Annotated in this window: 13 protein-coding genes; 2 read left to right on the forward strand and 11 right to left on the reverse strand. The window is 44.0% G+C overall.

Annotation, left to right across the window (positions count from 1 at the left end; genetic code table 11):
- Nucleotides 1-204: 204 nt before the first annotated feature.
- From gbpA to AACW75_RS00295, 11 genes are all read right to left on the reverse strand, one after another.
- Complete coding sequence (gene gbpA / locus AACW75_RS00245) at nucleotides 205-1,650, reverse strand: N-acetylglucosamine-binding protein GbpA (protein ID WP_145568283.1); 1,446 nt, start codon at nucleotides 1,648-1,650, stop codon at nucleotides 205-207.
- A 442-nt stretch (nucleotides 1,651-2,092) separates the two neighbouring features.
- On the reverse strand, nucleotides 2,093-2,452 hold the full coding sequence (locus tag AACW75_RS00250) for a DUF6559 family protein (RefSeq protein WP_145568282.1): 360 nt from the start codon (nucleotides 2,450-2,452) through the stop codon (nucleotides 2,093-2,095).
- A 92-nt stretch (nucleotides 2,453-2,544) separates the two neighbouring features.
- Complete coding sequence (gene btuD / locus AACW75_RS00255) at nucleotides 2,545-3,303, reverse strand: vitamin B12 ABC transporter ATP-binding protein BtuD (protein WP_145568281.1); 759 nt, start codon at nucleotides 3,301-3,303, stop codon at nucleotides 2,545-2,547.
- Nucleotides 3,290-4,285: a vitamin B12 ABC transporter permease BtuC gene (gene btuC, locus AACW75_RS00260; protein WP_019824084.1), complete on the reverse strand. Its 996-nt coding sequence runs from the start codon at nucleotides 4,283-4,285 to the stop codon at nucleotides 3,290-3,292. The genes btuD and btuC overlap by 14 nt, the downstream gene beginning before the upstream one ends.
- A 133-nt stretch (nucleotides 4,286-4,418) precedes the next feature.
- The gene (locus AACW75_RS00265) at nucleotides 4,419-5,447 is read right to left on the reverse strand and encodes a succinylglutamate desuccinylase (protein ID WP_145568280.1); all 1,029 of its coding nucleotides are present in this window, start codon (nucleotides 5,445-5,447) and stop codon (nucleotides 4,419-4,421) included.
- A gap of 284 nt (nucleotides 5,448-5,731) precedes the next feature.
- On the reverse strand, nucleotides 5,732-7,528 hold the full coding sequence (locus AACW75_RS00270; RefSeq protein ID WP_135454818.1) for a M3 family oligoendopeptidase: 1,797 nt from the start codon (nucleotides 7,526-7,528) through the stop codon (nucleotides 5,732-5,734).
- A gap of 134 nt (nucleotides 7,529-7,662) precedes the next feature.
- The gene (locus AACW75_RS00275; protein WP_135454819.1) at nucleotides 7,663-8,280 is read right to left on the reverse strand and encodes a histidine phosphatase family protein; all 618 of its coding nucleotides are present in this window, start codon (nucleotides 8,278-8,280) and stop codon (nucleotides 7,663-7,665) included.
- A 9-nt stretch (nucleotides 8,281-8,289) separates the two neighbouring features.
- On the reverse strand, nucleotides 8,290-8,919 hold the full coding sequence (gene cobU / locus AACW75_RS00280) for a bifunctional adenosylcobinamide kinase/adenosylcobinamide-phosphate guanylyltransferase (RefSeq protein WP_135454821.1): 630 nt from the start codon (nucleotides 8,917-8,919) through the stop codon (nucleotides 8,290-8,292).
- A gap of 9 nt (nucleotides 8,920-8,928) precedes the next feature.
- A complete protein-coding gene (locus tag AACW75_RS00285; protein ID WP_135454824.1) occupies nucleotides 8,929-9,735 on the reverse strand; it encodes an adenosylcobinamide-GDP ribazoletransferase in 807 nt (268 codons plus the stop codon).
- A complete protein-coding gene (gene cobT, locus AACW75_RS00290; RefSeq protein WP_135454826.1) occupies nucleotides 9,735-10,790 on the reverse strand; it encodes a nicotinate-nucleotide--dimethylbenzimidazole phosphoribosyltransferase in 1,056 nt (351 codons plus the stop codon). The genes AACW75_RS00285 and cobT overlap by 1 nt, the downstream gene beginning before the upstream one ends.
- A gap of 73 nt (nucleotides 10,791-10,863) precedes the next feature.
- The gene (locus AACW75_RS00295; RefSeq protein WP_017075098.1) at nucleotides 10,864-11,475 is read right to left on the reverse strand and encodes a flavin reductase family protein; all 612 of its coding nucleotides are present in this window, start codon (nucleotides 11,473-11,475) and stop codon (nucleotides 10,864-10,866) included.
- Nucleotides 11,476-12,154: 679 nt separating this feature from the next.
- Between AACW75_RS00295 and AACW75_RS00300 the strand changes: the two genes are divergently transcribed.
- The gene (locus tag AACW75_RS00300) at nucleotides 12,155-12,850 is read left to right on the forward strand and encodes an NAD-dependent epimerase/dehydratase family protein (RefSeq protein ID WP_135454828.1); all 696 of its coding nucleotides are present in this window, start codon (nucleotides 12,155-12,157) and stop codon (nucleotides 12,848-12,850) included.
- Between the two features lie 185 nt (nucleotides 12,851-13,035).
- Nucleotides 13,036-14,409, forward strand: a complete 1,374-nt coding sequence (locus AACW75_RS00305; protein ID WP_017075100.1) for an L-cystine transporter — start codon at nucleotides 13,036-13,038, stop codon at nucleotides 14,407-14,409.
- Nucleotides 14,410-14,421: the final 12 nt, after the last annotated feature.

Genomic DNA, 14,421 nt, shown 5'->3' on the forward strand with positions numbered 1-14,421 from the left:
GTTTTATATTGATAGGAATCAGAATCACACAACTCAAACAAATGCATTGTAGATAGATGATGTTGCTTCGAATTATTGGATCTCAGTATTCCGTCTTGATTGAGGAAACAATATTCAAAGTGAATAAAAAAACGGCTTAATGATTAAGCCGTTTTGAAGTTTGTATATCGAATAGAAATCAGAGCCTAGTCGATTAGTGGAATATTAATCTAACTTTTTCCACTGCTGTTCAACCCAATTAGGGTCAATTGCAATTCCTGGCAAGTAATCTTCGTTGTTACATTCTGCCGCCCATGGGCCGTAACACTCATAGACTCCCTCACCTTCAAATAGAACGATGTCTCCATCCACATAGCTACCGAAACCTTCTGGGTAAACATAATCATATTCAGGCGGTGGTGTGCCAGCTTCAACCAAATGGAAGTTCAACGTCTGTTGCCCTACCAACTTGCCTTCGCTGTTTTTCACACTCACGACTAACATGTGGTGGCCAGCTTCTGATTTGGATAAAGGCAGCGCTACAGATTCTGACGAATCATCTTTTACTTCACCACTCCAGTGTGCCAATGACTCTCGGCTATGGTTATACACCGTCAACTCAGCTTTAGCATCACCTTCAGCCACCAGTGTTAAGTCTAGAATTGTCGCTTCTTCACCGACTACGTATTCAGGCTCTAACCCTTCAACCGTGAGTGAGGTATCTGGTTCCGGCACGTCAACATCGTAGCCTATTTCTACGCTCTGAATACCACTATCTGCATTAACGTATATCGGGTTTACGCCATAAATTGGAACAAAGCCGTTTTCACTCAACACGCCCGACTTAATATTCTTACGTTCTTCATTTACTTTGGTCGCCAATGCTTTTGACCAGTTCTTTGATTGGCCAGCTGCGCTGTCAGTAATATCAAGACGAGTACTTAGTGCAACATTTTCGCCAGAACCATCAAAGACACGAGTATAAACCGCATCACCTTCCCTGAGGTTGGCGGTCGGTATTATTTGACCTGCTTTGTCCCAATCCGGTAGTTGCGAATCATCACCATCAAATACCACATCAATCGCATTGTAGAATGCTTTGTCTGTGTCACCGACATCCCAAACAGCCAAAATGACATGGTAACCTTCTCGCACAGGTACATCACAGGTATGAGTAGCCGTGTCTTGTGTCATATCTCCGTGACCATCAACCTCACAGAAAGGTGTTAAGTCAAAGGCTGCTCGTTCCAATGGTTCATTCTGATCCCATCCTTCTTTCGTGATGTAATACTTGAAACCAGCCGCTATGTGGTTAGCCCTAAATGTCCATTCAAATTCTTGAGATCCCGCTTCTATTGGGCGTTTCTGCCAGCGCTCTGAAGTTTGTTCATCTAGATTTCTTGCGATTGATATTTCAGCACTGGCAATATAGCCATCAGCAGGTCCACCTTCTGGGAAGCCATCGAAGCCTTCCACACTTTGCGGCTCATACTGTATGTTTCCACAGTCCATGTTCTTCGCCTGACCTTCAGAATCTTCTAAATGGCACAAAGCGACACGACTTATTATGTTGCCTTCATCATTTAATGACACAAAGCCGTGTGCCATAGCACCACCACACACGGTAGACAAAGCGATCGCTAAAGCCGTTTTCTCTATTCCAATTCTCATAACATTTCCATTTAAAGACTTCATATTTCCAATTAAAGGCCCAGATGATCTTTGTCTGTCGACCTAACCAACGTTCTAAGTTGAGCAAATATGCGATTCGTCATTAATGCTTACTCAACACAAGCATTAACAAAGCAAATGCATATCAGTCAATTTGAGCATGGTTGAATAATGAGTGAATATTTAGTCAATAAGGCTGATTGAGAATCAACAAAGCTCATACGAAGTAGAAAGTGAATTATATATCTGAAAAATATGAGGTTTACCCAAGAAACCAAAGGAAGCTATGGCTAGATACTTTAATAATTCGTTGGGTACGTAAGAGATGTACTTTGTTAAAGCAGGGATAAATTAAAAGTAGTTAGAAGACATAAGGGACAGTAAATATGGAAACTTCTCGTCAAAATAACGATTTTGACGAGACGAATTAGAATCAACGGATTTAATAGCGGCTATGCATTCCCATGCGATGTGACATGTCGTCGTCCATACGACCGCCCTTCCAGCCGCTTCCACCCAAAAGGTTGAGCACATCACGCGCGGTGTAACTTTCACCGCCGAAGAAGTCACTAGACACATCATTACGTAACAGCTGGATAGTGGGAACCAATTCAACATCAAGATCTTGTGGATCCGCAAACAAAGACAATGCGATCTGTTGTTGGCGTTTACTCAGTTCATTAGAGCTTGTTTCAACCTGTCCTATCGAGAAGAAATCACGGCTTCCGTAACTCTTCACCATCTTTGCAGACAGTAGTTTAATCACCTTTTTGATTCTTCGTCTTTGAATGTATCTAAACATATTTAGTCCCTTTACTCACTCGTCTTTAACCCAATAATCCGCTTAACCAAATGACCTTTTTAGCAAATACTCTTTCTAACCAAACGCTCTCTCTAACCAAACAACAGATAGGTTTGATTATCTACTGAGATACTTTTTACTTCAGTGTTAAATACGGATTCTAGCTGCTCAGGTGTAAGCACTTGTTCTGCACTGCCAGAAGCTTGTAGAACGCCTTTGTCGAGCAACAATACTTGGTCGGCGTGTCTTAAGGTCCGGTTCAGATCGTGGTTTGCCATGATCACCGCAATGCCTTTTGCTGCTACTCGTTCAATGAGCTTGTATAACAAGGCTTCTTGAGCAATATCTAGTGGAGCTGCTGGTTCATCGAGGATCAGCAGTTTCGCGTAAGGGTTCAACGTTGGCCAGATCTGTAAACACATTCCAGCTAAACGAACGCGCTGCCATTCACCACCAGACAACGTTTGAATAGAACGATGAAGTTTGTCTGAGATGTCCAACATCTGGCTTATTTCGCCCAAAGCTACGTTGATTTCAGTATCAAGGCCGTGTGAGGAGCTTGGCAGTGACAACGCAAGGTATTGGAACACTTCTAAGTTGAAGGCTGGCCTTGCGCTTTGACACAAATAAGCGCGGTGCAATGATAAGTCTTGTAACGACAATTCAGACAAGTCTTGACCATCAATGGTGATATCACCTTTATAGTCGTTCCCTATTCCTGATGTCGCTTCAAGTAAGGTGCTTTTACCGCTACCATTGGGGCCGATAACGTGAGTCACCTGCCCTTGCTTGAGCTCAAATGATAGCGGTAATAAACGAGCGCCGACGCTCAGGCTCTTAATTTGAATCATGATTTTTAATTAACATCCAAATAAAGATCGGCGCACCGATACTGGTGGTCATCACACCCAAAGGCAATTCTGCTGAATCGAGTAACGTACGCGCGCAGATATCGGCAAACACCAACAAAGCAGCACCAGCAACGGCAGACAAAGGAAGAAGATATCGGTTGTCGGTACCAATCGCTAAACGGAGTAAGTGTGGGACAACTAAGCCGACAAAGCTGATTACGCCGCCTAATGCCACCGCGCAGCCTACCAAAATAGATACAGCGAAGATCAAACGCCAACGCAGTTTAGGGACATTCACGCCCAGTTGTGCGGCATGAGTCTCCCCTATCATCAGTTTATCGAGCTTACTGCCTTGTAAGCACAACCAGATGATGACGGGAATCATGACTAACGTCAGTGAGTGTTGATACCAAGTCACGCCACCCAAACTGCCCATCAACCAATACATTAATAAGCGTAGGCTGAGGTCATCACTAAAATAGAAAGCCCATGTCACCATCGCGCCAGAAAGAATGCCTAACGCGACACCCACCAGCAATAATTTGGCCGTGGTCAGTCGCATCGTTTTGACCATGCTCACCAGAATCACGGTGAAACAGAGTGACCCTAATACGGCAGCAATCATGAAGAGTTCAGGCGTAGGAGCAAACGGCAAGAAGAACAGCACGATCACCATGGCTAAACTCGCGCCACCGGAAATACCGAGCACACCCGGCTCTGCTAATACATTACCCAATAAGACTTGTAAGCTTGCGCCAGATACAGCTAACCCAGCCCCAATAGCAATCGCAGCCAGTAATCGAGGTAAGCGTAAATCAATCAGTAGTTTTTGTTCTAACGTGGACAAGGTGCCCAGAGGGGAAATGAAAAGATCGCCAACCATCAGGTAAATCGCACTCAGCGCGACAAGCAGTGCTGCCATGAGATAAATGGCTCGCGTCCATTTGCGCTGTTTTTGGTGAAGAAGTTGTTGGAAATCCATATCAAGCTACTTTGAAAATGTTCGCGTAACCTTACCTGTATACCCAAATAAACTCAAGGCTCACACCGTAATGTGAACCTTGATATTTCAACCAGTTGAGCGATTGTTTTAATCGTTTAAACCCGACTAAGTATTAATCGTACACAAGCTGACCGTGGTCGAACCGTGTTTCAACTTCGCACACCATTAAGGCCGCTCGTTGACCGATGGCCACGTTACGATTTGGGAATACCACGGCTTCGTTTTCATTCTTCGCCATTAATGGTTTATCACCATCATGACCAAATACTTCACCGTGCTTGAACGCGGTAAAGTTCTCTACAGAATCAGAGAACATGAAATCAAAGTCATCATGCAAGCGCACAATTGTGCGGCTAACACGATACATGATGGTTCGCTTAGGTAGATGCTCTGGCTCTGCTTCAGCAATCAAGTTACGTATCGCCAAATCAAAAGCAGTGAGCTTATCAAGTTGGTTCTCACCAATTCTTGCTACCTGACCTAATTCCATTGTCAGTGCTTGCGCTTCAAAGTTTTCAGCGCTGTACCAACTGAAGGTGCTTGTTGGTGCATTCGACAGCAACACTGCTTCAATGTGAGCGCTGTTAATGAAATCGAACAGCTCTTTATTGCGAACTTCGTGGCGAACCTTAGGGCTCACGGCGAACGAATAATGTTTAGACAAGCGGATCGCACAATGCAGGTCTAAGTGCCAGCGAGTTGCGGGTTCCGTCTGCTTATAAAAATCAGTAACCAATAACTTCAAGTTCTTCGCAATATCCACTTCTCGATTACTTTCGTGCTGTTTTTCATCAAACAGACGATTCATATTCACATCAAGAAAACGAGTATGTGCGTTGGTTGCTTCTGGGTGAGCAATAATAAACAGGCATCTCGCATTCACTTCTTGGAAGCCTGTTTCGATATCTTCGATGAGCTTATCGATAAGCTCCATTGGTGAAGTTTCATCACCATGAACACCAGTTGAAAAGATGATGTTTTTGGTTTCAGAATTATATTCCGCGGGAATCACTTCCAACACACCACGTTGATGAAGCTTAATTTGAACACCGTTACTTAGTACGGTCTGTCCTGCAAACACTTCTTGCTCAAGATCTAGGCTGTCAAAAAGAAATGATTGGCGAAAGAGGGTCTTCGTCATGCGCTACTCCTTAAATGCACGGCCGTATGTTAATAAATTGTTCATAAAAATTGTGTCGCTAGGATCGCACTTATTAACAGAAACTCCGTTATCACTCACAAATACTGCCCATATATTTTAAATTTCATGCTTATCAACAAACCGACGTCTGTTCCAAATAACCATTTCAAATGACCATTCCAAATTTCATTCTCAATGGTCAATTTAATATTTAATTATTTCAGCAAGATAAGAGCCACGTAAGCTAACACAGCTCTTACCTGCAATGAACAGATTGAGATCAATTAATCTTCTTGATTCAGTAATCTTTCAAATTCATCGATTTGAACTTTGACCATGTCGATACTTTGCTGCCAAAAGTCCGCTTTAGTCAGGTCCATACTTAAGTGTTTTTTAACCACCTCTTCTGCCATCATACTGCCAGTATCGCGCAATAAAGAGACGTAATCACCGTAGAATTGATCACCTTTAGCATCACGTTGTGCGTAAACACCTTTACTGAAGAGGTAACCGAACAGGTATGGGTAGTTGTAGAAACTCACTTGAGAGATACTGAAGTGAAGCTTACTCGCCCAGAAATAAGGGTCGGCTTCGGTCATTGCATCGCCGTACCATTCTTTCCAAGTCGTTTCCATCAGGTCACACAGCTGCTGAGCCGTGAGCTCGCCTTTTTCACGCTGCTCGTAAAACGCTTTTTCAAATTCAAAACGAACCGGAATATTGACCATTAATGCTAAAGAAGAAGACAACTCTTCCCATAGCATTTCTAATTTTTCATTTCGTGTTTGCGCTTGCTTCAACAAGTGATCACGAACAATATTCTCTGCAAAAATCGATGCGGTTTCAGCGAGCGTCATTGGATAGCGTGTTTGACAAAGTGGCATGTCTTTCATTACCCAATTGTGGAACGCGTGGCCAAGCTCGTGTGCCAGTGTCATTAAGTCAGAGCGGCTACCACTCCACGTCATGAACACAAGCGGTGTACGTGTCGCAGCAAACTTGGTGCAGTAAGCGCCTAAACGTTTGTTGGCAGCTGGTGCGGCATCAATCCAACCGTTCTCAACCATTAATGCGACAAACTCAGCCATCTCTGGATTGACTTCGGCGAAGGCAGTTTTGATCACTTCGATCGCTTCATCAAATGGATAAACCTTAGATTCACTGTCACCCAACGGCGGCATCGCGGCTAAATGGTTCCAAGGCTTCATTTCATCCAAGCCGTGAACTCTTGCCATCAACAGACCCGCTTTCTGGCCTACTTCGCGATTTGCCTTTGCTACTGACATCATGGTGTCCAGCGTTTCAGGCACGATGCGGCTGCCGTGTAGGCTTGGATCTAAGAAATGTACGTCGCTTATTTTCGAACGCTTTTTGTTTTCCGTCAGTCGCCAGCCTGCCAATGCATTTAAAATGGAAGCAAATGATTCTTGATGCGTTTTCATTGCGCCTTGCACAGCACGCCACGCAGACTCTTGCTTATCGAATTCACTTCCGTATAACAGGCTAGCGGCTTGTGAGAAACCTAGAGCTTCCTCTTCACCGTCCAGCTTTAGCGACAGTTTTAAAGAACCGGTTAGGTTATCGTATAAACGCCCCCATGCGTCGCGGCCATCGACTTTCATTGCGGCTAATAGCTGTTCTTCAGCTACGCTCAGTCGGCTACTTGCAAGTTTACGAGAGCTTTCAATCGCAAATCGTTGCCCTGCAACATCAACGCTATCATGCTCCAACACAGCGTTGATAAACTCCGGCTCAGCATGGATTAATGTGTCTTCATAAGGGCTGAACGCTTGAGACATCTCAGAGTTCAGTTTAGCGACGCGGCCAAGCAGTGCTTTCGCTTCTGTATGTGTTGCATCAACAGATGCATGGCAGTTAGCAAATGTGTTGATGGTGCTGAGTAACGTACCTGCCGCTTCTGAGGTTTGGATTGCGTTTTGCATGGCAAGAATAATGTGGCGCTTTTCAACATGTAGGTACAACAGCTCAATACATTGCTGAATGAGTTCAATATCTTGTTCTATTTTCACATCATCCAGATCGCGATAAGCGATACTTAGATCCCAACTAGGTGTTGTCATGACTAATTCCTTTCACGTAAGTAGTAATACCAATCTGGTATAGCGGCTGTAAACGCCACTTTATACTTTTAATATATTTAGTAGATTTAATGCTCTTAATAGATTGTTAATTCTTAAACTGTGTTTCTGAACACTCAGAGAACTGGCAGCCCTACCGCCTTTACGCTGACAAAGCTTTGTGCAAACTGAGTGATTTGAATATGGGTTATAGAGGCATTCTCAATCGACAATTTCGAGTACAGACTCGGGTTTTTCCAGTCAATATCAAGGCAATGTGCCAAGATCATTCGAATCACACCACCATGAGTAACGAGCAATAAATTGTCACTATCACAGGTCAGAAGTTGCGACCAACCTTGGGTAACTCTGTCATGGAAGTTCTGTAAACTTTCAGCACCGGACAGCTGATGATTTGCAGGATCTTGCCAGAAGGTTTCTAGCATTGACCATTTATCATCAAGTTCATCGAAAGCGACACCATCGACTTCGCCAAAGTTCATCTCTTGAAATTCAAGATCTACCGACAAAGGCAGTGACTTACGTTTAGCATACAAGTTGGCTAAGTCGCTGCACCGTCTTAATGGCGAGGTAATAACACAATCCAAAGAGAGGTTTTGCTCAGCCAAAGATTCACAAATGCGTTGCTGCATTTCGGGCTTAACCAATACGTCAGAGAAACCATTGAGCGCGGCTTTTCCTTCGACCTTGCCGTGTCTAATCAAATAGATATTTTTGGTGGTTCCGTTTTCCATGTACTCGACCTAACCTGTAGAATGTATAGAGTGGTTTGACGGTTTTAAGTTCAACGGCAATCCAGCCGCAATCAATGTCACTCGCTCGACAACACGAGCCAGTGATTGATTCATGCGCCCTGCGTTATCCACAAATAATCGAGATACTTTACCCAAAGGCACGACACCAAGCCCCACTTCGTTAGACACCATGATGATCTGAGCGTCGGTTTGCTCAACGCTTTTCACCAAGGCTTCAACTACAGCTTCCACTTGTGCATTGGTCGCACCTTCACCCAACTCAAAAATAATGTTATTGAGCCACAATGTTAAGCAGTCAATTAACACCACATCTTGTGCATCAAAAGTGAGGAGTTTGCTCGCTAACTCAACCGGCACTTCGTGTTCGATCCAACGATGATCACGACGTTGTTGATGATGTGCAATTCGCTCGCGCATTTCGTCATCGAAGTAAGTGGCCGTAGCAATATAATGCAAACGCCCATTTGAGCATGCAACAAGCGCACATAATGCTTGTTGTTCTGCAAAACTAGACTTACCAGAACGAGCCCCACCCAATACCAGATGGCTATTTCGCTGACTTGCTTGATTAATTTGATTAGCTTGATTGTTTTGATTCGTTTGATTCGTATTTGTCATAGGAAACCGTTACAGAAAGCTACTGTAAAAAGCAGCTGTGAACACAAGGTAAATCAACAGTTCCATCAACTGTTGAGCCGCACCTAAGCAATCTCCAGTGAAGCCGCCAATTCGAGCCATCAACCACTTTTTGATACCCACTCTAAACAGGTAGGCAATTACGGATAAGACAAGCGTAAACTCTAGACCAAACCATAGGCTTGGTAACACGCCAACCAACATCAAAAAGACAAGTTCACCTTTGGTTTGTTTATTGGCTAGAGGTTTACTTTTACTGGTGTCTAAGTCACTAACGTAAGGCATGTCATAGATCAGTGAAGCGGCAATTGCACGGCTAAAGGTATAACTGGTCACGATAACCATAAACAAAGCAGTCATGTTGACCAGTTCATTCAATAGCACCCACTTTCCAAGCAGAGCCATGATTAAGGCCGAGGCTCCATAAGTGCCAATGCGGCTATCTTTCATGATGGTTAAACGGCGCTCAAGCGTCATACCACCGCCGATACCATCAGCCATATCGGTTAGACCATCTTCATGAAAAGCCCCCGTCAGCATCAAGCTAAAGCTCATCATCAAGAAGATAGCAACTGCACTCGGCAATGCCGTATCGAGTAGCAAGAATACACCGCTACACAGAACACCAAGTAACAAACCAACCGTTGAAAAGTAACGTCCAGAACGATTCATACGCTCTGATGAATAGGGAGTGTTCTTCGGCATAGGTAAACGAGAAAAGAAGCCCATTGCCAATGAAAACAGTTCCCATTGATAATTGACTTTGTCTTTCAATGATCGTTGTGGCGCGTCACTCATTAGACTGTGACTCCTGCACTCTCGAAGCTCGCCATGTTGTTGTAAAACTCAGCCGCGGCGCGAATGATTGGCATTGCCAACGCCGCGCCCGTGCCTTCGCCTAGTCTCAATCCAAGATCAAGCAATGGCTCTGCGGCCAACAGTTCTAATACAATTTGATGTCCCGACTCTTCAGAGCGATGAGCAAAGATCATGTAGTCGCGGCAATTAGGTTCAATTAAGGTCGCGACATACGCAGCAACTGAAACGATAAAGCCATCGACCAACACAGGGGTTTTGGTTTGGTAAGCGCCAAGGAAGCCCCCCACCATTTGAACAATTTCATAGCCGCCCACTTGAGCAAGCACTTCTTTAATATCTTTAAGCTCTTTAACTTCTTTAAGCTCTAAACCTTTGCAACGAGCAACACCTTGTTCCACAACCGCTTTCTTACGTTCCAGTTGCTCACTGTTAATGCCGGTTCCTAGGCCAACACACTCCGATGCAGCACGATTCGCTAATGCACTTAAAATCGCTGAAGCGCTGCTGGTGTTGCCGATGCCCATTTCACCAAACATGATGATATTCGTGCCATTTGAAATGGTTCTAGATACAAGCTCTGTGCCTAGTTCAATCCCACGTTCAACCGTTTCTAAACTCATTGCCGCTTCGTTGGCAAAATTATTGGTTCGCGTACCTAAGCGCTGAGAGATCAGCATCGGGCTATCAGATTCCACAGGTAACAAAATACCAGTATCTACGACAGTGATATCAATATCATTTACGGTACAGAAACAATTAATGGCCGCGCCGCCCTGTAAGAAATTCAACACCATTTGTTGTGTTACAGCACTTGGAGCAATACTCACGCCTTCATCTGCTATGCCATGGTCGCCAGCAAAAATGATAATACTTGGCTTGTTCAATTCGATATGTTCTACCGCAGCTTCTTTGCCTTGGCTCTGAATCAAAGCGAGCTGATGAGCGACGTTTTCTAATAAGCCCAGCGCGCCTAGCGGCTTAGTTTTTTGATCAATGCGATGTTGGATGTATTGTGAGTATTTGGTATCTAGCATAAACGTAAGGGCACTTAAATTTGAGGAGACGAGTTTCAATAACACTGATTCTGCTTGAGCTGAATTGATCGCACTATTTAGGACGAGCCACTGAGAACACATTGGAAAGCGTGGCGTATTCACCACCGCCGAGTCGAGATAACGGGTCAAGAGCTAACGCATCGATCTTAAGGCGATCGCTGTCTTTATCGATCACATCTTCAGAGATGTACACGGTCTCAACTTGAGCAAAGATAAGGCTTTGTGGAACATCACCGACTTCTTTTACTTCATACAGTGTGCAACCAAAAGCCACAGCGCACTCTTTAACTCGAGGTAGAGAAAAGCCATCAAATTCAACCAACTCGATATTATTCGCAGTCACTTCTGATTCACCATGATCGAGTGTTGCCGCTGTTGCGGTCATCGCTTCTGCAGAGCTTGCTGATGCAATATGAATCACCATTTTACCCGTTTCAAGGGCATTACGGGTGGTATCTTTAATCTCACCACTTGGCTTCTTGCCAACCGACAACATCAATAAAGGTGGGTTACTCGACACTGGTGTGAAATAAGAAAAAGGGGCCAAGTTGAATACTTGTTCAGAAGACTCCGTCAATGCCCACGCTATAGGGCGAGGCACAACCGTTTGGGTCATCAAGTGATAGATCTGAGTGGGTGCGAGAGTGTCGAACTTGAGGTTCATAGCTCATCCTTGTCTATGTAAATTTCAAGCCAGTTTACGTGTTAAGAAGAGTCGTATCTATGGCTATCTGGTAGAAAACGCAGAGAGTGTTCCTTATTTGAACAAATACACCTCATCATTTCTCAAATTGAGAATCAAAAAGACAGAAAAGTAACACTAAGCAACCACCCAAGCGAAAAATCAACAACTTACGTTTTGGCATTGATTATGCTTTGTTTAAAGAGACTTATTAATCTCTCCATTGATAGGTTGACAACAAAGCAAGTTAAGCAAAAGAGTAAGTTAAGTAAGAACGTAACAAGTAACAAAAAGTGATTGCCCTCACTTGAAACAAACAGTCGACTACTAGCAAAAAGCAACAAACTAAAGAATAAATAAAACAAAGATTTAGGAGGTGGAATGTTCGCAAACCAAAGCAAAAGAAAACCAATTAAATCGAGTAAGAAAACAAGTAAAAAGGTGAAGAAAATCCCACTGTCCTTCACCTAAAAAGCGAAAAGCCCGTTGCCCAGCGGGCTTTTCGCTTTCTAGCACTTTATTTTCCCACTATCAGTACTGATAACTTTTGACAATCATTGGATTGCTTTAGCGCTGAACACTGCCTTATGTAAGTTTTATTCGCTTAAAACTCAAACACTGTTTATATTAAACAAGCACTTGCAAAGCGTTAAGGATAGCTATGAGTATTTCTGGAGATAAAACATCGGTCGTTGTGGCTGGTGCTACTGGGCTAATTGGCCATCACGTCATAAAGTTACTTATTGACGAACCCGCGGTCGAAAGTATCTATGCTTTATCCCGACGATCACTTGATTCACAATTTAGCTCGAACAAACTCCACACACTCATTCACAATGACTTGCAAGTAACCAGCTGGGACGACGCGAAATCAACACCCACTCTTGGCGTTATCTGCCTAGGAACCACCAAGAAAAAGGCGGGTTCAAAAGAAGCATTACGTAAAGTCGATGTAGAGTTGGTTAGCCAGGTTGCTCAATCGATGAAGTTTCTCGGCGTTCAAAGAGTCGCAGTGGTATCCAGTTACGGTGCTGCCCCTGATTCCTATTCACACTACCTTCGTTGCAAAGGGCAAATGGAGCAAAACTTAAAACGTATTGGCTTCAAGCAGCTTTTCATCGCACGTCCTGGGCCGCTAGTGGGCCAAAGGGATGAACCGAGAACCGACGAAAAATTTCTACAAAGTGTCTTTCCTCTGTTATCGCCATTTATGTTTGGGAAGTTTAAAAACCTACGCCCTATTCAATCGAAAGATGTCGCTCAAGCCATGTTGTTCAGATTATTCGAAAATAACTTCCAAAATATCGAAATTTACTCGTCAAGTGACATGCTCAATTTATTGGCAAAATATCGCTAAAAAGGTCATCTATTCACCATAATGTTGAATATCCACCCATCCCATTGAGTGGATATTACTAATTGTTCTATTAAATTACTTTTCCTTATTTCACGTTTTGTTACAGGTCGCTACTGTAGCTAACAGTATCAGCGCCCATATATCTAAGCGCCCTATCGATTTAAAGAAATTCATAAGGAAAACAAATGTCATTTTCAGCTATCGCTGCCTTAGCGGTATTCACTGGTATCCTCTTCTTTCTCTACGGACAGCAGAAAAAAGAAAACACGCTTTCTCGCCTCGTTCTATTAGGTTTGGTTTTTGGTAGCGCTTTCGGATTAGGCTTACAGCTGCTACTGGGTGAAGGCAACCCAGCCGTCAAAGAAACTTTGGATTGGGTAAACGTTGTTGGCAGTGGTTATGTCGGCCTACTGAAAATGGTGATCATGCCATTAGTCTTAGTTTCAATGATCGCGGCAGTCGTGAAGCTTGAAAAAGGTGGCTCGCTGGGTAAGATTTCCGGCATTACGATTTCGGTATTGCTAGTAACAACAGCGATTTCTGCGATTGTGGGTATTGCCGTCGCTCAAGCATTCGGTCTTTCGGCAGAAGGCTTAACAGAAGGTGCTCGTGAAACAGCTCGTATCGCAACATTAGAAAGCCGCATGGGCAGCGTGTCTGACCTAACAATTCCACAAATGTTAGTTAGCTTCATTCCGACTAACCCGTTTGCAGACCTAACAGGCGCTCGTTCTACTTCAATCATTGCGGTGGTTATCTTTGGTGTGCTCACAGGTATCGCTGCACGCAAGGTAATGGCAGAAAAAGAAGAGCTAGAATCACCAATCCGCACTTTCGTTGAAGCCGCTCAATCTATCGTGATGCGCTTAGTTAAGATGATTATGGCACTGACGCCATACGGCATCGCTGCGTTAATGGCGAAAGTAGTTGCTACATCAAGTGCTTCAGACATCCTAAGCTTACTGGGTTTCATCGTTGCTTCTTACGTAGCAATCATCCTGATGTTCGTTGTCCACGGTGTGCTGGTCTCTTTTGTTGGTGTAAACCCGAAAGAGTACTTCCAAAAAATCTGGCCTGTACTGACATTTGCTTTCACCTCGCGCAGTTCTGCAGCCACGATTCCACTGAACGTTGAAGCTCAAATCACTAAGCTAAATGTGCCACCAGCGATTGCTAACCTGTCTGCAACTTTCGGAGCAACAATTGGTCAGAATGGTTGTGCGGGTATCTACCCTGCAATGCTAGCCGTCATGGTTGCGCCTACGGTTGGTATCGACCCAATGGACATCAACTTCATTCTGTCTCTAATTGCCATTATCACAGTGAGCTCTTTCGGTATCGCAGGTGTGGGTGGCGGTGCAACATTCGCTGCACTTATTGTACTACCCGCGATGGGCCTTCCAGTAACAATTGCAGCACTGCTTATCTCTATCGAACCTCTTATCGATATGGCACGTACAGCGCTTAACGTATCTGGTGCAATGACAGCCGGTACGATTACAAGCCGCCTAATGGGTAAGAAAGACAAGCAACAAGATTTAGAGCAAGCGAACGCTTAATTCTGAATCAAA

Source organism: Vibrio sp. L3-7, from assembly GCF_963898195.1.
Classification (GTDB): Bacteria; Pseudomonadota; Gammaproteobacteria; order Enterobacterales; family Vibrionaceae; genus Vibrio; species Vibrio echinoideorum.